The 19,934-nt window shown below is 37.1% G+C and carries 17 protein-coding genes; all 17 read left to right on the top strand.

All coding sequences use genetic code 11. From position 1 onward, the window contains the following. The first annotated feature begins 325 nt into the window (after nt 1-325). The 17 genes from DXC01_RS11575 (at nt 326) to DXC01_RS11490 (ending at nt 19,932) form a co-directional block, all read left to right on the top strand. Nucleotides 326-1,039, top strand: coding sequence for a hypothetical protein (locus DXC01_RS11575; protein ID WP_118698954.1), 714 nt, complete (start codon nt 326-328; stop codon nt 1,037-1,039). Nucleotides 1,040-1,660: 621 nt separating this feature from the next. Continuing rightward, on the top strand, nt 1,661-2,854 hold the full coding sequence (locus tag DXC01_RS11570; RefSeq protein WP_158583632.1) for an MBL fold metallo-hydrolase: 1,194 nt from the start codon (nt 1,661-1,663) through the stop codon (nt 2,852-2,854). Nucleotides 2,855-3,261: 407 nt separating this feature from the next. Continuing rightward, on the top strand, nt 3,262-3,519 hold the full coding sequence (locus tag DXC01_RS11560; RefSeq protein ID WP_118698952.1) for a type II toxin-antitoxin system HicA family toxin: 258 nt from the start codon (nt 3,262-3,264) through the stop codon (nt 3,517-3,519). Continuing rightward, nucleotides 3,519-4,019 carry a type II toxin-antitoxin system HicB family antitoxin gene (locus tag DXC01_RS11555; RefSeq protein ID WP_118698951.1) on the top strand — a complete coding sequence of 167 codons (501 nt, stop codon included), beginning with the start codon at nt 3,519-3,521 and terminating at the stop codon, nt 4,017-4,019. Before DXC01_RS11560 ends, DXC01_RS11555 begins: the two co-directional genes overlap by 1 nt. Nucleotides 4,020-4,030: 11 nt before the next feature. After that, entirely contained in the window at nt 4,031-4,465 is a 435-nt protein-coding gene (locus DXC01_RS20040) for a hypothetical protein (RefSeq protein ID WP_147399632.1), read from the top strand. A 499-nt stretch (nt 4,466-4,964) separates the two neighbouring features. After that, the gene (ltrA, locus tag DXC01_RS11545; RefSeq protein ID WP_118698949.1) at nt 4,965-6,359 is read left to right on the top strand and encodes a group II intron reverse transcriptase/maturase; all 1,395 of its coding nucleotides are present in this window, start codon (nt 4,965-4,967) and stop codon (nt 6,357-6,359) included. A 180-nt stretch (nt 6,360-6,539) separates the two neighbouring features. Next, nucleotides 6,540-8,129 (top strand): AAA family ATPase, encoded by a 1,590-nt coding sequence (locus DXC01_RS11540; protein WP_118698948.1) that lies wholly within the window; start codon nt 6,540-6,542, stop codon nt 8,127-8,129. A 224-nt stretch (nt 8,130-8,353) separates the two neighbouring features. Continuing rightward, nucleotides 8,354-9,409 (top strand): nucleoid-associated protein, encoded by a 1,056-nt coding sequence (locus tag DXC01_RS11535; protein WP_118698947.1) that lies wholly within the window; start codon nt 8,354-8,356, stop codon nt 9,407-9,409. A 6-nt stretch (nt 9,410-9,415) separates the two neighbouring features. Further along, the gene (locus tag DXC01_RS11530) at nt 9,416-10,888 is read left to right on the top strand and encodes a hypothetical protein (RefSeq protein WP_118698946.1); all 1,473 of its coding nucleotides are present in this window, start codon (nt 9,416-9,418) and stop codon (nt 10,886-10,888) included. A gap of 22 nt (nt 10,889-10,910) precedes the next feature. Next, a complete protein-coding gene (locus DXC01_RS11525) occupies nt 10,911-11,774 on the top strand; it encodes a hypothetical protein (protein ID WP_118698945.1) in 864 nt (287 codons plus the stop codon). Nucleotides 11,775-12,091: 317 nt separating this feature from the next. After that, nucleotides 12,092-12,733 (top strand): SLATT domain-containing protein, encoded by a 642-nt coding sequence (locus tag DXC01_RS11520; protein WP_118698944.1) that lies wholly within the window; start codon nt 12,092-12,094, stop codon nt 12,731-12,733. 314 nt (nt 12,734-13,047) lie between these two features. After that, a complete protein-coding gene (locus DXC01_RS11515; protein ID WP_118698943.1) occupies nt 13,048-14,307 on the top strand; it encodes a sugar transferase in 1,260 nt (419 codons plus the stop codon). Between the two features lie 232 nt (nt 14,308-14,539). Further along, entirely contained in the window at nt 14,540-15,049 is a 510-nt protein-coding gene (locus DXC01_RS11510; RefSeq protein WP_158583631.1) for a PglB, read from the top strand. A 67-nt stretch (nt 15,050-15,116) separates the two neighbouring features. After that, nucleotides 15,117-17,060: a polysaccharide biosynthesis protein gene (locus DXC01_RS11505; RefSeq protein ID WP_117650458.1), complete on the top strand. Its 1,944-nt coding sequence runs from the start codon at nt 15,117-15,119 to the stop codon at nt 17,058-17,060. 55 nt (nt 17,061-17,115) lie between these two features. Further along, a complete protein-coding gene (locus DXC01_RS11500; RefSeq protein WP_118698942.1) occupies nt 17,116-18,399 on the top strand; it encodes a DegT/DnrJ/EryC1/StrS family aminotransferase in 1,284 nt (427 codons plus the stop codon). Between the two features lie 22 nt (nt 18,400-18,421). Beyond that, the gene (locus DXC01_RS11495) at nt 18,422-19,168 is read left to right on the top strand and encodes a sugar transferase (RefSeq protein WP_055282594.1); all 747 of its coding nucleotides are present in this window, start codon (nt 18,422-18,424) and stop codon (nt 19,166-19,168) included. After that, nucleotides 19,168-19,932, top strand: coding sequence for a glycosyltransferase family 2 protein (locus DXC01_RS11490; protein ID WP_117650456.1), 765 nt, complete (start codon nt 19,168-19,170; stop codon nt 19,930-19,932). The genes DXC01_RS11495 and DXC01_RS11490 overlap by 1 nt, the downstream gene beginning before the upstream one ends. Nucleotides 19,933-19,934 lie beyond the last annotated feature (2 nt).

Below are 19,934 nucleotides of genomic sequence, written 5' to 3'. Positions count from 1 at the left end.
TGTCGAAAGAACGAATTACTATTTCGATATACAGAACGACAAAAACTGTCCAATATATGACACAATAAAAATATTGAAAATTGTTGATGAATGAAAAAGCATTAAGCAGTGACAGGTTGGCTATCTGGGGGGATTTTTAATTTGGCTGAGATATCTGTAAGATTATTACATATATTCAGGCATTATGAATGTCAGCTGCGAGTGCAAAATATCAAATGTGGGGAGCAGAACTTATGAGAAAAAGGGAAAAAGAAAATTTAAGAATTCAATTAGGGGAAAGATTTTATGATTATAAAAGTGCCGTAAGTTTTTGAGGTGGAAGCAAATGAAAATATGTGAAGCAATTGCCAACAGTATGAATGGGAAAGAGATTGACACTGAAAAAAAGCTAAAAGCTAATACAATATATCAATATAAACAGAAAGGCGTGTCAGGGAAACAGGCAGAAAATCTGTTAAATGCCTGCATTGAATTTCATATAACATATCACGTGCCGCGAATAGAACTGTCTCAATTTGTGACAGAGTATAAAGAAATCGCGAGAAAGTTATTAAAAAGGGAAGTCAATATAAATACATCAGGACTTCCATATGTAGTGGAATATTCTCATGAATTATCGGAAGAAGAGAAAGCAGAATGGGATAGAGTCGTATGTCCGGATAAGTTACGCAAAAAATTAGATGATTTTTTCAAAAAAGAAAGTAAATGTATGATAATTCAGGGAACAAGAAAAAGTGGGATTGTAGTAGATGATGTCTGCGAATTGGACTCGTTGTATATTTTTGATACGCTTTTTTACTGTGCATCAAGAAATGATGATCTGGATAAAGTCAGTGCGACTTACGTAAGTACAGATTTTGTTCCGGATTTGGCATTTGTCAAAAATAAGATAAGAACTTTTGACAAACGCTTTGAAATGTTGAAAGAACAAAATAAGTATCTGATAAAAGGCATGGAACTGACAGGAGAGAGGCAGTATATACATAATGTCAGTCAGATTCGGAAGGAAAATTATCTGGAGGAGGATGACGATTTATGAATTAATTCATCAATATCAATAATATTACAGGAAACTCGAATTCCATTATAATATCAGGAAAACAAAATGAAGTCAATTACGGCTCTAAAAAGACTAACAATGGAGAATGGAAGGAAGCCAGAAAATGTGTTGAAAAGGATGAGAATCTGAATGAAAAGCAGAAGGAAATTCTGAAAAAAATCTTATCCAAAGCAGAAGAAAGTCCCTCAGCAGAAGGACAGCAGGCTACAAGAAACGACTTCCAGACATTCGTAGATTGTGCAGGAAAAACAGCAGAAAAGATTGTGAAAGCTTTTTCAAAGATCAAATCAGTGGCAGAATATTTTAGAATACCCCAGTGAAAGATTAATGTCATATAAATGACTACGTTGATTTTGTCACCACTAATTCCTGTTGGCAGTGGTGGAAATGACATATAAATATAAAACGAAAAAGATATGGAAACTTCTATAGCGGAGTTCACCATATCTTTTTTGCAGCTATATCGAAAGAACGAATGTCAGTTTCGACATACAGAATCATAAAAGCTGCTCTATGTATGGTATAATAAAAATGTCGAAATTTATCAAAATAAAGGGGAAGACAGTTGGAATCTATGAAAAACAGTATTGGAGGGACTCTATGATTAGAAAATTTTTACCAGTCGGGCAAGGAGCTTTTTATTATGAACATTTTGGTGAGTGTGAAACATCAACGGGGAAGGTAATAAATGTTGTATATGATTGTGGCTCAAGTACAGATGTTAAAATAGTAGAGCAACAAATAGAAAGAAATTTTAGTAGAAAAGAAAAAATAAATGCTTTAGTAATTTCGCATCTACATGAAGATCATATTAATGGGATTCCTTATTTGTTGAGATACTGTAATGTAGAAAAGGTATATTTCCCACAAATAGCATCAGAAAATAAAGAACTGATGAAATTATACCTGAAAATAAATAAAGTGGACGAAACAGCGTATAGGTTTTTAACAGAGTTGTTAGAACTGGGTGAATTAGGTGAAGAATGGGAAGGGATTGAAGATCTTCCTCAATTTATACCAGTGCCAGAATATCCAGAAGAAAGTGAACAGGCACGAATAGATGTTGCAGGTAAGATTAAATTTCCAGATTCCAGGATTGAATGGGAGTATATTCCGTTTAATTTCAGAAATGAACAGAGGATCCAGATCGTAAAAGAAGAATTAGAAAAAGAGGGAATTTCTTTATCGGATATATCTAATATGGATGATGAATTTTTTGAACAAAATAAAGAAAAATGGAAAGAAATATATAAAAAAGTTCCAGGTGATTTTAATACAAATTCCATGACATTATTTTCAGGAGCGTGTGATAGTCGGGTAGTTCAATATATTGCGTGTACAGAAGAAGATGAGTATTTTGAAAGGTACTGGAATCAAAACTTATACTGTAGATGCTATTACTTTAAGGCGTGTTGTCACAAAAAACCGGACAGTGAATACTATTCAGGTTGGGATGACTTTGGGTGTCTCCATAAAAAATCAGGCTGCCTGTTTATGGGAGACTACGATGCATCAGGAAAGAATAAATGGAAACGATTGCAGGAAGCGTATCGTTCATATTGGAAATACATTGGATGTGTTCAGGTAGCACATCATGGATCTACCCATAATTTTAATGAAAAATTGCTTAATATAAATGCAGAATTTGTTATTTCAGCAGGTATCAAAAATAAATATCATCATCCGCACCCCAGTGTTGTTAAGAAATTAGTTTTACATGAGAAATGGCCTTGGATTGTTACGGAAGATCAAGAAAGCATGTTGAAATTGAAGATTTATTATTTAGATAACTAGCTGTAAATTTTTTTAATAAAAAGAAAAGCGTTACGGTTCAAGGGTTAGCTGGACTTAAGAAAGCCGATGGTGTAAACTGGTAATAGTTTTAAAACCATCGGTTTTCTTTATCCCAATATCCTGGACACTCTGTCAAATATATTTGCCGGTTCTTCCCGGCGCATCAAAACAAGCATGCTCATGCATTGACAGAGGTAATCGATGCTCTCGAAACTTCTGAATGTCCCGGTCTGCGCCTGTTTGGGTGTTATAATAGACATCTGCACGATATTCCATCACATTCAGGAGCACCTGGAATCCCACCATCTGTTTTATGCCTTAAAGAAACAATAGCTTGACATAAAATCGAAAACAGCATATAATGCAACTATAAGACAGTTGCAAAAAAAGAGGCAGTGCTATAATTAATGAGCAGGTTTGAAAAATTAAAAGAAAGAATATTAAGCAAACCTAAAGATTATACTTATACAGAAGCTAAAGCCTTGCTGAAACAGTTAGGATTCGAAGAAAAAAACAAAGGAAGAACATCAGGGTCTAGGGTTGCATTTTACCGTGAAACTGATAAAAGATCTATTTTATTACATAAGCCACATCCGGGAGATGAAATGGATCCTGGTGCTGTAAAAGGATTAGTGACTTATTTGCGTGAAATGGGGGAACTGTGATGAAAGATAGTCTGGAATATAAAGGATATCATGCAAAGATTGAATTTGATTCAGAATCATACGTATTAAGAGGTAAAATAGAAGGTATAAATGACTACGTTGATTTTGAAAGCCCAGATGCCAAAAAGATTGAAGAAGAATTTAGAAATGCGGTTGATGATTATCTAGAGTTTTGCAAGGAAGTTGGAAAAGAACCAGATAAAGAATATAAAGGGACATTCAATGTTAGAATTAAACCAACGTTGCACAGAAAATTAGCCATGATTGCTCTGGAAAGTGGAGAATCATTAAATCAAACTGTAGAAAAAGCAATACAAACATATGTAAATAGCTATACACAAAATGAAGTGATTATAAAGGAAGCGGTTTCTAAATTATTAGATGAATATAATCGTAACTATGCAGGAAATCTTCAGAGGGGAATTAGCATGGTAGCTTCTTTTATGCCCAATATGGTAAAGGGGAAGAAAAATAATATTAATATGGCTTATAAACAATAAAAGGAGACAAGATGATTAACAATTTTGCTGAATATTTTCAAGATCAACATGATATTTTTTTGGAAGATATCTCTTATTCTAGGTTGGAAACAGAAGTTGCTACCGAGTGCTCTTTAAATTGCACGGATAATATTAATACGCAGTTAATTGGAAAACGGGGAATAAAACTTATTATAACCAGGACGTTGGAGTTTGAACCAGAAAGTGTGTTTTCTATGAAAGTTGCATTTGGGGCAAATCTTTATTTTATGGAGAACAGAGCAGAAGAACTTGATTGGAGCAAGATTAATTTGGCCGAAGAATTTAGAAAGAATGGTGAATTTATCGTTAATGAGTTAATGAGCCGAATTACGCTTATGATTGCACAGATAACGGCTTCATTTGGGCAGCCCCCGTTAATATTACCTCCATTAATTCCAGCAGACAGCAGTGGAAATGATATATAATATAAAACGAGAAAGATATGGGAACTTCCACAGTGGAGTTCACCATATCTTTTTTAAGTGTGCGCCTAGCGGCGCACGTTTCTAACGGGTTAAAGTCCCGAATCCACCCGGTAGTGGGAAGGATATAGCCGAAGGCAAGGGTGTCCATCGTGAGGTGGAATCTGAAGGAAGCTGGATGTGAGGAACATACTAACTCATGGGCAAATCTCTGGTCTGACGAACAGAAATCTCATATGAGGTTATGCATGAGGGTAAGGTTGCACTTCAAATCGAAGCCCGATAACTACACGGAATCATGCATGATAGATGAGGCAGATGGATGGAGGGGAAGAAGCGTGTGGTACCTAGGGAGGTCTGTGCGGTACGCCTTGAAAGAGGTAATCATTGCATAAAGCAATGCTGAACGCACAGAAGTCAGCAGAGGTCATAGTAGCCGAGAGGTGAAGGATCGAATCAGTAGGAGTCTTGAGTATGACCGAGAAAGGAGGAATGCCCGTCTATGGCAGAAAACATTGAAAACAATGGCTGTTCGCAAAGAGATAGTGCGGAACATGAAGGGTATGTGAAAGCGTCTAGGTCATTCAATCGGATATGGAAAGAAAGAGACAGTGCACAGCCGAGACTTTTGGAAGCGATACTGTATAAAGACAACTTTAACAGAGCGTATAAGAGAGTTAAGGCAAACAAGGGAGCACCAGGAATTGATGGCATGACCATTGAAGAGGCTCTTCCATATTTAAAGGAACATCAACAAGAGATAACCGACCGCATTTATCGTGGAAAGTATACTCCGTCTCCAGTAAGACGAGTTGAGATTCCAAAACCAGATGGTGGTGTGCGAAAGCTTGGCATACCAACAGTGGTAGACCGTACACTCCAACAGGCAATAACCCAACAGTTAGTGCCGATCTATGAACCGCTGTTTGCAGAGGGTAGCTATGGCTATCGTCCAAACAGAAGTGCAAAAGATGCAATACTTAAGATTAAGGAGTATGCCGAACAAGGCTATACATTTGCTGTAGTCCTTGACTTGTCAAAGTACTTCGACACTCTTAATCACGAAATTCTCATCAATCTTCTCCGAAAGAATGTAAAAGATGAACGTGTAGTACAGTTGATAAAGCGCTATCTGAAAAGCGGTGTAATGGAAAACGGAGTGGTCATCGACACAGAGGAAGGCTCGCCACAAGGTGGAAATCTATCACCATTGCTGGCAAATGTCTACCTCAATGAGTTCGACCAGGAATTCCTGAAAAGAGGTGTTCCATGCATAAGATATGCAGATGACATTGTGTTTCTTGCAAAGAGCAAGCGGGCATCAGAGAGACTCTTGGAAAGCAGTACAAAATATCTAAAGGAGAGGCTGAAACTTACAGTCAACCGAAAAAAGAGCCGTACTGTCAGCGTGTTTGCAATTCGAAATTTTAAATTCCTTGGCTTTGCGTTGGGAAGGAACGGAAGTGGCATTTATGTCCGCGTTCATCCGAAGTCATGGAAGAAGTTCAAGTCGAGACTGAAAGAGTTATCTTCCCGTAGGTCATGTCAGTCAATCAAGCCGAGTCTTGAGAAAATCAAGGTGTATGCAAGAGGATGGCTTAACTACTACGGAATTGCAAGTATGAAGAACAACATAGATGACATCAACGGATGGCTCTATCACAGAATACGTATGTGTATATGGAAACAGTGGAAGAAACCGAGGACGAAGGTGCGTAATCTTACCAAGATGGGAGTCCCCGAAGACTTGGCAATGCAAGCGGGTAATACCCGACGTGGACATTGGTTCGCAACACATACAGTTGCAGTAAACATGGCAATGACAAAAGAAAGACTGATAAACAGTGGCTTTTATGATTTAGCCACAGCCTATCAGTCTGTGCACGTCAACTATTGAAACCGCCGTGTACCGAACGGTACGCACGGTGGTGTGAGAGGACGGCGGTTAGTCACCGCCTCCTACTCGATTCGTTATACTTTTGGATTCAGCATAGAAGAAAATCATTTCAAAAGCCCGCCGATTATGATAAACTTTAAATATAAAAAAGTGACTGCTGAAACAAAGGGAGGCATCAAAATGGGAAACTATCTGAATCCGGGTTCCACACTGTTTCGATATAGCCTGCGCTCTGAAATATATGTAGATAAGAGTGGTTTAATCGAAAAAACAAATAAATTAATAAATACAGAACAACGATACATTTGTGTGAGCCGACCAAGACGTTTTGGAAAATCTATGGCAGCAAATATGCTGGCTGCATATTACAGCAGAGAAGAAAATACAGAAGAACTATTTGATGATTTGAAAATCAGCAAAGAAGTCGATTACAAAGAATATTTAAATCAATATGATGTCATCAAGATCAACATACAGGAATTTCTAAGCATGAGTATGAGCGTTGAGGAAATGTTGAATATGTTACAGACGCGCCTGCTCCGAGAACTAAAAAGAAAATATCCGGAATATGTTGACAGCGAGCATCTTGTGTTTGCGATGCAGGACATTTATGCAGAGACGAAATATCAATTTGTAATCCTGATCGATGAGTGGGACTGTATGTTCCGCGAATATAAAGAAGATATAGAATCCCAGAAAAAATACCTTGATTTTCTGAGAATGTGGTTAAAAGATAAAGAATACGTAGCACTTGCTTACATGACAGGAATACTTCCCATAAAGAAATACGGCTCCCACTCCGCCCTGAACATGTTCACAGAATACTCCATGCTGAATCCCCGTGATATGGCAGAATATTTCGGTTTTACAGGAGAGGAAGTAAAATCCCTTTGCAGTCGTTATGACAGAAACTTTCAGGAAGCACAGGCATGGTATGATGGATATGAACTTGTAACTCTAGAAGGTAACAACAAAAAAACATACGCCATGTACAGCCCAAAATCCGTAGTAGATGCTATGTTGAGTGGCATTTATGACAACTACTGGAATCAGACCGAAACCTATGAAGCCCTGAAGATCTACATTTCCATGAATGTTGATGGTCTGAAAGATGCTGTAATCCGAATGCTTGCAGGCGATCGTATTGAGATTAATACAGGAACTTTCTCTAATGATATGACATCCTTTCAGGGAAGAGACGACATCTTGACGTTGCTGGTTCATCTTGGATATCTGAGCTACCACTGGCCTGACAGAACCGTTACAATACCAAATAAAGAAGTTTCACAGGAATACGTAAACGCGATCAGTACTATGAACTGGAGCGAAGTTATCCGTTCTGTAGATGATTCACGGAAATTACTAAAGGCTCTGTGGGAAATGGATGCAGACACAGTAGCAGAGGGAATTGATCGTGCTCATCGTGAAATCTCGATCCTGCAGTATAATGATGAAAACTCTTTGAGCTGTACCATTAATCTTGCGTTCTATTTTGCGAGAGAATACTACACTATCGTCAGAGAATTGCCATCAGGAAAAGGCTTCGCCGACATCTGCTTCATCCCGAGGAAACTGCATGCAGACAAACCGGCAGCAGTCATTGAACTGAAATGGGACAAAACTGCCAGCGGTGCGATCGCGCAGATAAAAGAAAAACAGTATGTAGAGGCACTGAAAGACTATCATGGGAATCTGCTGCTTGCGGGAATCAATTATGAAAAAGGAATCAAAGAACATAGTTGTGTGATAGAGAAATATGAAATAAAATGATATAAAAAAGATATGGAAACTTCTATGGTGGTGTTTCCATATCTTTTTTATACAATTATATCGGAAGAACGAAATAGTATTTTGTTATACAAAACGCTGAAAACAGGCATATATATGGTACAATGAAAATGACTAATAAAGCACAAGTTACGGAAACGCAACTCTAAAAACGCTTCATAAAGGGCACGTTTTTTTACAAAAGATAAAAATTAAGGAGAACTACAGTGGAGATAATTACACAGGCAGTCAGAGTAATTGATTATGAAAATGACAGAATCCAAAAAAGAAATGTAAATGAAATGCCAAAGTTCAGGGATTATATTGAACAATTGATTGGTCACGTAAGTAATAATGTTTCTATTAGAGAATATCATACGCAGTCAACAGGAACAGAAGTTGTTGCACAAATTCTTGAAATTGCACAAAGTCCGGAAGATACAGGACTAATTGAAGAAAAGATAGATGCAATTGCAGGGCGACTTATCAGAAAAGAACAGGAAGCCCAGGAACGGGTTGGGCATATGAATATAAGAGTACAGAAAGGAAGTCTGCTGTTTGTGTTATTCCAGGAAAACCAAAGCAGAAAATGTATCCTTGCTAAAGTTGAACATACAGGTTTCTTTGATGAGGCAGATTATAGTGAGAAGTTTGGCTTTTCAAAAGATACGAAGAAAATCTGGAAAACATGCATATTTAATCTGGATGATTTGAATGCAGATCAGTTTCAGGCGAAGGTATATTCTGATACAGTCGCTAAATATTGGTGGCATGATTTTCTGGAACTGGAAGAGTGTCAGAACGATGCGACAAATACAGCAAAGGCATATAAAGCAGTAGAAAAATGCCTGAATAGAAATTTAAAGAAAACTGCACCTTATGATAACAGAATTATACAAACGGCAATGTATTCATATATGAGTAATACAAGTCAGGAAATGTTTGACTATGATGATATGCTCAAAAAGATTTTTACAGAGTATGCAGCTAATGATATTAGTGATGATAAGAAGCATGAGTTAAGCGAAAAACTTAGCAGACTTCCAGAAGAAAAGGGATTTGATCGACGGTTTCAGTCGGTACCAGATGCTATAAAGAAAAAAGCAAAAAGAACTTATAAAGTAACAGCAGGAATTGAATTAAAAATTTCAGACTTAGAAAATGAAAATGATATTTGGGCGTATGAAGATAATTATGGCAGAAAATATCTCAGAATAAGATTAAGTAATGAACAGACATTTCAGACATTCGCACACAGTGACGAGGAAAATAGAGAGGAGTAGTTCTCAATGTTAGAGAGAATCCGGAATCAAATTACGGATCTGAGAAAGGAAGAAGAACGGAGATTTACGTATGAATTAGAATGTAGCTTTGATAAAGAGCACTCTATAGAATATTCTGAATGGATCAACACAATCAGAGACATTTCAGATAGAGATAAAATAAAAATATACCTGGTTTCAGAAGGAGAGGATACGCTTCATCTGGATGAGAATATGGAAGACGAGTATATACAATTTCTGGATTCTCTGGATGATGATGAAATAGTCGACGTTAACCTTACAATAGACAAAAAAATAGTAAATGGATATTTGTCCATATATTGCTTTGAAAAATTTGCTGAGGATATTAATTCCCTGCCGATAGATAAAGCATTAAACGTATTTTCTGGTTTTATGAAAGAAGCGGGAAACGTCATGGTATTTGAACTGTTTGACTGCAGGGATATATTTTACACAAAAACAATGTTTTTTCTGGCAGCAGGAAGTAGAACACTGAGTTCGACTTTTGACAGAACTAAGAGATTGTCAGAATGCAGGGAAAATGCTTACTTTTATAATCAGGATAATTATGAACTGTTGCCGGATGATTTCAAAATAGAAGTAGGATATGAGGGAAATCCTCTCGGGGAATTATTTTTAAAACTTGAAACAATTTTAGCATCCTGTCTACTGGCTTCAAATTCATTTATACAAGACGGAAACTTAAAACTTCAAATTATGGGGCAGCGTTCGGTAGAATATAACGATGCTCTTGAGAACATACAGGGAAATAATAATCTTTATAAGATTTATGATTGGATGTACTCAGGCGGTAATATTATTGATAAGGCGATTATAGCTAGAAATATTATATGTCTTCACTGTAAATATGAAGTGCTATTGAATATAGGTTCTGAAGTGATGTCATCTATTCAGACAAATTATAACCTGTACCTGAAAGATAATGTGACACAGTATTTGGAACTGAAAAATAAAGTTGCAGAATTTATCAGTGACATTGTATCAAGGACAGGAGAATATGCAACGGAGATGCTGGACAAATTTAAAGCTAACCTTTTGGCTATTTTTGGCTTTCTGTTTTCAGTGATACTTGCAAATATCGTATCAGATCAGCCGCTGGATAATATTTTTACAAGAGACATCACAATTATTTCTGAGATCGTATTGGGGGCTTCGTTTGTTTATCTTTTTATCAGTTACCTTCAGTCAAAATGCGAATTGCAGAAAGTCTACGACAGCTATGATAAATTAAAAGATTCTTATAGAGAAGTACTGACGGAAGAGGATATAAGGGAATGCTTTCAGAATGATACTATAAAAACAGAAATGGAAGAAGAAATTAATAAATCTATACGGAGATATCTTGTGGCTTGGGGTGTATTTTTGGTTATTCTTTTGATAGCAGTAGAATATATGAGTAATGCACCTGTTATCTTGCCCAGGATAAAATTATTGTGGGGAATGATTAAAAAACACTGAATTATGGATTGCGTAAAAAGGTATGGAATATTCTGCACCTGTTCCATATAGCGATTCAATGAACCAGAAATCTATCAGGCAACTGATTGACAGTGGTTTAATTCAACGTGATTATGAATCTATGTTTATTCCATATCATGATATTTATACAGTTATATATAAGTGGAAAGATAATATAGTATATCCTATCACAGCAGGTGTTGTGGTAGGGCTTATAGTAGCTTTGATAGTAAATTTGTGCGGGATCTTATTTCAAACAGTAAGAGATAAAAAATCTCAATTTGATGTGTCAGCAGAAATGTTAACACCAATACCAGCGTACACCCACGATAATAAAATTGCAGAAAATGAGAATGCAAACACAATAAATTTGGAAAGTACTGATACAGAGAGTATGGCAGTTAATTCTTCCTTTGATATGTATGTAGCAGGAACTGTGAATGGTAAAAGGATTCCGATGTATGTAGCAGGAACAGATGATTTGGAACATGTGCCAACAGTCAGGCTTTCTGTGACAAATAGAAATGATTTTTCTATAGATATAAAGGAGATAACAGTTCGGGTTTTGGATTATAAAAGTCCAGATGAATTTGCGATTATCTCACCTGCCGGTGGGGATGATGAAAGACCCGTTCAGCAGTGGAAATGTGATATTTCCACTGCTGAACAGGAATATTTAGCAACATACATAGGAACTACAGGTGATACAGATGGCGACGCGGGCAAAAGATATGTGTGTGTGGCAACAGGAGATACTGGGGAATTTAATGTTGCAATATGCTCAGATATAGCTGGATTATATTCTGTAGAAGTTAATCTTAAATATAACTTTAGGGGGAAAACAAAAACGGAAACAACAGATGAGATGCAGTTCATAATTCGTTAAAAATAATAAATAATTACTTGGCAGCAGTTTCTTTGGAGACTGCTGTTTGCTGTGTACGAGATATTATCATATTGCGACAGCACAAAGACAGAAACCCTGCTGTGGGCTGACTTGACGAAGTTTTGAAATTAACGCATAATATATTGAAGGTTATGTATGCAACGTATGGTTTAAGAAGCATAGTACGATTGTTTACAAGTATCGTTATGATGCCAGACAGATAGCAAATATCGGGAATTAGTAACAGATTCACATGCCGGAATAAATATATTCAGGAAGCAATTACACCAGAAGGAAGAAACAAAGGAGAAACGCGTATGCAGGAAATAAAAGACTATAACGACAAAAATAAAATGTATGATATCATGAACACCACACAGAGTAATTACTCAAATATGCTGAAGAGACTACAGCAAAAGAAAAGCTTCTCAAACTTTGTAATTACCTATTACAGCATTGCCCTGATTGTTTATTCGCTTACAGCAGTGTTTTTTCCAGAAGTGTTCGATGAGAAATTATCAAGCTATTTCAATATAATATTGTCGATTGTTGTACTGACATATTCGCTGATTATTACAAATGCCAAATATTCCGAAAGGATTCAGGCAGCTGAACGAATTATGAATGAGGTGAAAGCCAGAAAAAGAGAACTTACAGATGATAATGTAGCGGAGAAACGCAGGGAATATGAAGAAGTTATATCAAAGGCTGAATACAGATCGGAAGTGGATTTCTTTCGCACATTGAAACAGAAATGCAAGAAAAACAATATACGCCTGTGTCATTACAGACAAGACCTGGGTGAAATGACAGATCGGGAAGAGGCCAAAAAACTTAAAGAATATCTGAGCGAAAATTTCCCTCTGACTCAACAGATCAAAATAATCGCCCAGCATATATGGGAAGGAATTATCATTCTGGTGCCAGCAGTCATTTTTATAGTCTGCTTTTGCGTATGATAGAAGAAAATGCCCCAATGATCAAGTAGATAGTAGTTTTGCTGGATCAGACTGCATTTGGCTTTAGACAGGGAAGTTTAGAATGGTTCAGACATTGTGTTTTTTGACCCGGCTCATTTTCCAGTGTTCTTGTGATTGGCAGGGCTGCAAAATAAGTTTTAAGGTAGAAATTCTTTAATATTTATTAAAATAATCACGATAGTGTCAAAAACGGTGCCGTTTTGTGCCGAATCAACGTAGCTTTTGGGTTGACGAATTTTGATTAAGTAGGTATATTATATATACGAATAAATCAAAAGTGGAGTGGAGCACATATGTATAAGAAAGCAGCACAGGGGTGGCTGAAACACTGGGATTTTATTCTTCTGGATGTCATTTGTCTGCAGATTGCGTTCATTATTGCCTATTTTCTCCGGCAGGGAGGCGGTAATCTGTATGCAGATCCGTTGTATCGCAGTGAGGCAATCAGCTTTATTTTATGCCAGATCGTAGTGGTCTTTTTCAGCCAGTCGTATCAGGGCATTCTCAAAAGAGGATACTACGGTGAATTTACCAAAACTGTAAAGCATGTTGGCATGGTGATGCTGTTGTCCATGGCATATCTTTTTGTTACACAGCAGTCAGGAGATTTTTCCAGAATCGTTTTCTTTATTACAGCAGGCATTTATCTGGCTATTGCCTACATTGTAAGAATTTTATGGAAGAAATGCGTGCTTAGGAGAAATCTTACAGATAAGCGCAAACGGTCTATGGTGTTGGTGGTGGCATCTGATGAGGTAGAAGTTACAATTCAGAGGATGCTGAGTGGACCAATTCAGGATTTTACAATCACAGGAATCGCTTTTATGGACGACAGCTTCAAAGGGGATATATTCAATGGAATTCCTGTCATTGGTAACATTGATACGGTTCAGGATTATCTCTGCCGTGAGTGGGTAGATGAAGTATTTGTAAAAGTTACAGATACACAGCCCTACCCGAGAAAGCTGATCGATGAGATCGTCACTATGGGATTAACCGTACACTTAAGCCTTGGTTCTGTAGAGCAGTCTCTGAGCGGTAAGAAATTTGTAGAAAAAATCGGAGATTATACAGTCGTCACTTCCAGTATCAACACAATTTCACCGAAGCAGATGTTCTATAAACGAGTTCTGGATATCACAGGAGGAATTGTCGGCTGTCTGGCTACATTATTACTGATCGTTATTATTGGTCCTATGATCTACATTAAATCACCTGGTCCGATTTTCTTCTCACAGGTTCGTATCGGTAAGAATGGTAAACGTTTCAAGATTTATAAATTCCGAAGCATGTATATGGACGCTGAGGCCCGCAAGGCAGAGTTGATGAGCCAGAACAAGATGGATGGCTTCATGTTCAAGATGGACTATGATCCACGTATCATCGGCAGTGAGAAAAAAGACAAAAACGGCAATCCGAAAGGAATTGGAAACTTTATCCGCAAGACTTCTCTGGATGAATTTCCGCAGTTCTGGAATGTCCTTAAGGGAGATAGCGGTATAATAGGAACAACCAAGAAAAACCTTGATTTTACAGGGGTTTCGCTGGCTTAGTCGAATTTTGTTATGATAATTTTTCTTTGTGTTGTGTCGATTGAGCGGGGGAACAAATATAAAAGAATGGTTTCTTGGATGCTTATTTTGACCCACACTGTAAGCTGAAAAATTATGATAAGGAGGTTTGACCTAGCCTGCGGATGCTCTTTAAAAAGAACATTCACAGGCTAGTCGTCGTGTTAAAGAACTTACCTAATAAAAACAAATAATTATGAGGAGTGTGTTGAAAATGGGAAGAAAATTATTAATTGTAGCCTCTAAAAGATATGGAGATTATGTAAAAGAGATAGCAGAGTCAATGGGTTGCTTTGAGGAAATCGCTTTTGTAGATAATGACAGAGAAGGAGCTATTGGAAAACTGGAGGATGTGGAAAGTTTTTATCCGGAATATAACTGTGCAATAGCTGCATGTGACGATGGAGTAGAAAGGCTTGAGTGGAACAAGAAATTGGAGGCACTTTACAATATTCCAGTTTTATTTCATATGGATTCTACTATTTCTCCATCAGCTAATTTAATGCCTGGCTGTATTGTTGAACCAAGAGCTGTTGTCGGCTGTGGAAATACTATTGGGCAGGCAGCAGTAATTGGAGCTAATTCTGTGATAGAGCCATATTGTCTAGTTGGAGATGGCTGCACATTGAAGTCTGGAACAATTGTAAAAAGCACCAGTGCATTAAATATAGGAACTGAAACAGAACAGGGAACAGTTTTATTTACACCACTGGAGAAACAGTAAAGAAGATAAATGAAAATTAATATATGAAAGGATGAAACCTTCCCGATTTTCGTGGGGGGGGTACACAATGAATAAAACGAATGAAAATAACAGGGAATTAAAACGTACACAACAGAATAGTACGCCGAATATACGATGGATGTTGGTCGGGTATGACCTGATCGTATATGCAGTAGTAGCAATTATACTACTGGTTATTTATGGTGGAATGGATAAGTTATCGTCTACGGGGATACTTCAACAAGTATGCTTATCTGCACTGTGTATTTTTGCAGCACGTCTTTTGGGTAAAATCTATGGACAGGTATGGAGATATGGTGGAATCCAGTGCTATATCCGTCTGTTATTTACCGACACTATCGCTTTTATAGTGTATCTGTGTCTGGAACTTATGCTTCCAGTTCAAAAAATTACATTTGCCAGAATGCTTTCTTTAGCAAGTTTGAATCTGTTAGGTGCTTTAGCATTGCGTATGATGTATCGCTACGCATATAAATGCGGAAATCAGAAAACAGTTGGAGGAAAAATTCTTTCTATATTATTACGTCTGTTTTCCGGTATGGAAGCTGGAAATGAAAAGGAAGTACAGAAAATTAAAGTTGCTATTATAGGTGCCGGACGAGTTGGCGTCGGTCTTGCAGAAGATCTTTTAAATAACTCAGAGGCGGCATATATACCGAGAGGGTTCATTGATGTCAATAAAGAAAAAGTTGGACGTGAAATACATGGTATCCCGGTATGGTCAGAAGATGAAGCTACTTTTCAGAAATTAGGGGAGTTTGAAGTACAGGAGATTATTTTTGCAATCCCATCAATGGATGCAGATAAGAAAAAAGCTCTTTATGAATATTACAAAAATGCAGGATATAAGTTGAAAGTTTATGATTATCCGACCATGTATACTGCAGGTGGAAAGAGGCATCTTAGAGAATTTGATATTGAAGAACTTCTGTTTAGAAAACCATTAGTAGTTTCTGACGAAAGAACAAATGCTTACTACAAAGACAAGATAGTACTTATTACTGGCGGTGGCGGTTCCATTGGATCAGAACTTTGCAGACAGTTGGCAAAGATGAATCCGAAGAAAATCATTATCTTAGATATTTATGAGAATGGTGCATATGATGTTCAGCAGGAATTGAAGATTGCCTATGGAAATAAACTGGATTTACAGATTGAAATTTGCTCTATTACTCATAGAAAAGCACTGGAAAAAGTATTTGAAAAATATCATCCGCAGATCATTATCAATGCAGCCGCTCATAAGCATGTTCCTTTGATGGAGCATAACTGTGTAGAAGCTATTTACAACAATGTATTTGGTACACAGAATCTGGTGGAGCTTTGTGAGGAGTATGGTGCAGAACGCTTTATGATGGTATCAACAGATAAAGCAGTTAATCCTACAAATGTTATGGGCGCAACTAAGAGAATGTGCGAGATGATTGTCCAGAGTGCAAGTACACACGGAAAAGTAAAATATAGTGCAACACGTTTTGGAAATGTACTTGGCAGTGCCGGATCAGTTATTCCGTTATTTAAACGCCAGATCGCTAATGGCGGACCGGTTACAGTTACAGATAAACGAATCATCAGATATTTTATGACAATTCCGGAAGCATCACAGCTTGTACTTCAGAGCGGTGCAATTGCCAATAATGGAGAGCTGTTCGTTCTGGATATGGGACAGCCGGTAAAGATTATGGATCTGGCAGAAAATATGATTCGTCTGTCCGGTGTACAGGGAATAGAAATTGTTGAAACTGGATTAAGGCCAGGAGAAAAGTTGTATGAGGAACTGTTAGTTAAGACAGAAGAACTCGATAAAACAGACAACAGTATGATTTTCATTGAAAGAGATAATGCACTGAGTAAAGAAGAAATCTATAAAAAGATTAATGTACTTAGAGATGCATGTGATACAGGTGATGATCTGATTGCAAAAGAAGCTCTCCGAAGTGTTGTTCCAACATTTAAAAGACCGGAAGACGTAAATAAAGAGATTGCTTAATAACAAGTTAATACATTCTGAAAAAATGAGATTAGGCGAAAAGAGGTAGAAAGTTATGTTTAAAGTAAATAATAAATTTGAAAAATTTGAGTCTAAAGTATGGTTGAGCAGCCCAACCATGCATGGTCCGGAAATTGAATATGTGAAAGAAGCGTATGAAACAAACTGGATGTCCACAGTTGGTAAGAATATCAATGAAGTAGAAAGAATGGCATGTGAATATATCGGCTGCAAATACGCAGTTGCATTATCAGCAGGAACAGCGTCCTTGCATCTGGCAATGAAACTGGCGGGTATTGAAGCATATGGTATGCCAAAAGTTGGGCATGGTGCATTAGAGGGAAAGAAAGTATTCTGCTCTGATATGACATTTGATGCAACCGTAAATCCGGTAGTTTATGAAGGTGGAGAGCCAGTATTTATTGATACAGAGTATGATACCTGGAATATGGATCCGGTTGCATTAGAAAAAGCATTTGAAATTTATCCGGATACAAAGGTTGTGGTTGTTGCGCACCTTTATGGAACTCCGGGTAAAGTAGATGAGTTAAATGCAATCATTAAAAAGCATGGTGCCGTTTTAGTAGAAGATGCAGCAGAATCTATGGGTGCTACATATAAAGGGGTACAGACTGGTACATTTGGAAAGTATAATACTATTTCTTTCAATGGAAATAAGATTATTACTGGAAGTGCTGGTGGTTGCTTCCTGACAGACGATGAGGAGGCTGCAAATAAAGTTCGTAAATGGTCTACACAGGCAAGAGAAAATGCTGCATGGTATCAGCATGAAGAACTTGGATACAACTATCGTATGAGTAATGTAGTTGCTGGTGTAGTGCGTGGTCAGTTCCCTTATTTGAACGAACATATTGCACAGAAGAAAGCAATTTATGAGAGATATAAAGAGGGATTAAAAGGACTGCCAGTATCTATGAATCCGATGGATCTGGAAAATTCTGAACCAAACTATTGGCTGTCTTGTCTGATTATTAATAAGGAAGCCATGTGCAAACAGGTTCGTGGCGAGCAGGATGTGTGCTATGTAAAAGAAACAGGAAAGTCTTGCCCGACAGAGATTCTGGAAGCAATTGCATCTATTAATGCTGAGGGGCGTCCAATTTGGAAACCAATGCATATGCAGCCGATTTATCGTTTGAATCCATTTGTTGTCAGAGATGGAAACGGACGTGCCAGATCAAATGCGTATATTGCAGGCGGAGTAGCTGATGTAGGTATGGATATTTTTACAAGAGGATTATGTCTGCCAAGTGACAATAAAATGACAGCAGAGCAGCAGGATAGAATTATTAAAGTAATAAAGGCTTGCTTTGAATAAGGAAGTGTTTTAGGAGAGATTTATGAAGAAAGAAAAAAATCATAAATTGTACCGTAAAATGGGATTTTACGAAAGATACATAAAAAGAGCGATTGATATTTTTTGCTCTGGATTGGCAATTATTGTATTCTGTTGGCTGTATGCAATCATCGCTCTGCTGGTTCGAATCAAACTGGGAAGTCCAGTGTTGTTTACTCAATATAGACCTGGACTGATTGATCCGAAAACGGGAAAAGAACGAATTTTTAAAATGTATAAATTTCGGACTATGACAGATAAGAAAGATGCAGAGGGAAACTTGCTGCCCGATGAAGTGCGTCTGACAAAATTTGGTGCATGGCTTAGATCTACCTCTTTGGATGAACTGCCAGAAGCATTTTGCATTTTAAATGGCACGATGACACTGATAGGGCCACGTCCGCAGTTAGTTCGAGATATGGTGTTTATGTCAGAAGAACAAAGAATGCGTCATACTGCAAAACCTGGATTGTCTGGGCTTGCACAGATAAGTGGCAGAAATGCAATTTCATGGGATAGAAAATTGCAGTATGACTTGGAGTATATAGAACATGTTTCTTTTAGGCGTGATTTAAAAATTCTTTTTAAAACTGTTGAAAAAGCATTTATTAAGCAGGAGGGAATTACAGAAGAAGGTAGTGTAACTGCTGCAGATTATGGGGATTATCTTCTCCAAACAAAACAGATAAGTAAAGAAGAATACGATAAAAAACAGAACGAAGCAAAAGAACTACTAAAAGGATTGAAGTAATGAACGAGTTAGTTTCAATAATAATGCCCTCATATAATACTGCGAAATTTATTAGTAAGACAATAGAATCTGTATTAGAGCAAACATACAAAAATTGGGAACTGTTGATAGTTGATGATTGTTCAACTGATAATACAGATGAGATTGTATCGAAGTATGATGATGACCGAATTATTTATTTAAAAAACAAAAAAAATTCTGGTGCTGCTGTATCAAGAAATAAAGCATTAAAAAATGCAAAGGGTAAGTGGATTGCATTTTTGGACAGTGATGATTTATGGTATCCGACTAAGCTGGAAGAACAAATAAAGTATATGAAAAAAAATAAATACTCTTTTTCATATACTAGTTATGAAGAAATTGATGAAAATAATGTGACGAATGGAGTGAAAGTAACCGGACCTAAGAAGATTACGAAAATGGGAATGTATCGTTATTGTTGGCCGGGGTGTTTGACCGTAATGTATGATGCGGAGAAGATTGGCAAAATACAGATTGCAGATATTAAAAAGAATAACGATTATGCCATGTGGCTGAAAGTAATCAAAAAGGCAAACTGTTATCATTATGATAAAGTGCTGGCACAGTATAGAAAACGGTCAGGATCAATATCTAATCATGGCTATTTAAAATTAGTAAAGTGGCACTATAAGTTATTCAAGGAAGCAGATAATAAGAATAGTATTGCATCGTTATTTTTGACTTTACAAAATTTAATTTATGGATGCTGGAAAAAGGTGCGGTACGTTAAAAAGGTGAGTTAATT

It is taken from the genome of Blautia sp. OM07-19, assembly GCF_003481595.1.
Lineage (GTDB): Bacteria > Bacillota > Clostridia > Lachnospirales > Lachnospiraceae > Blautia_A > Blautia_A intestinihominis.
This window is presented reverse-complemented; position numbering and strand designations above follow the sequence as displayed.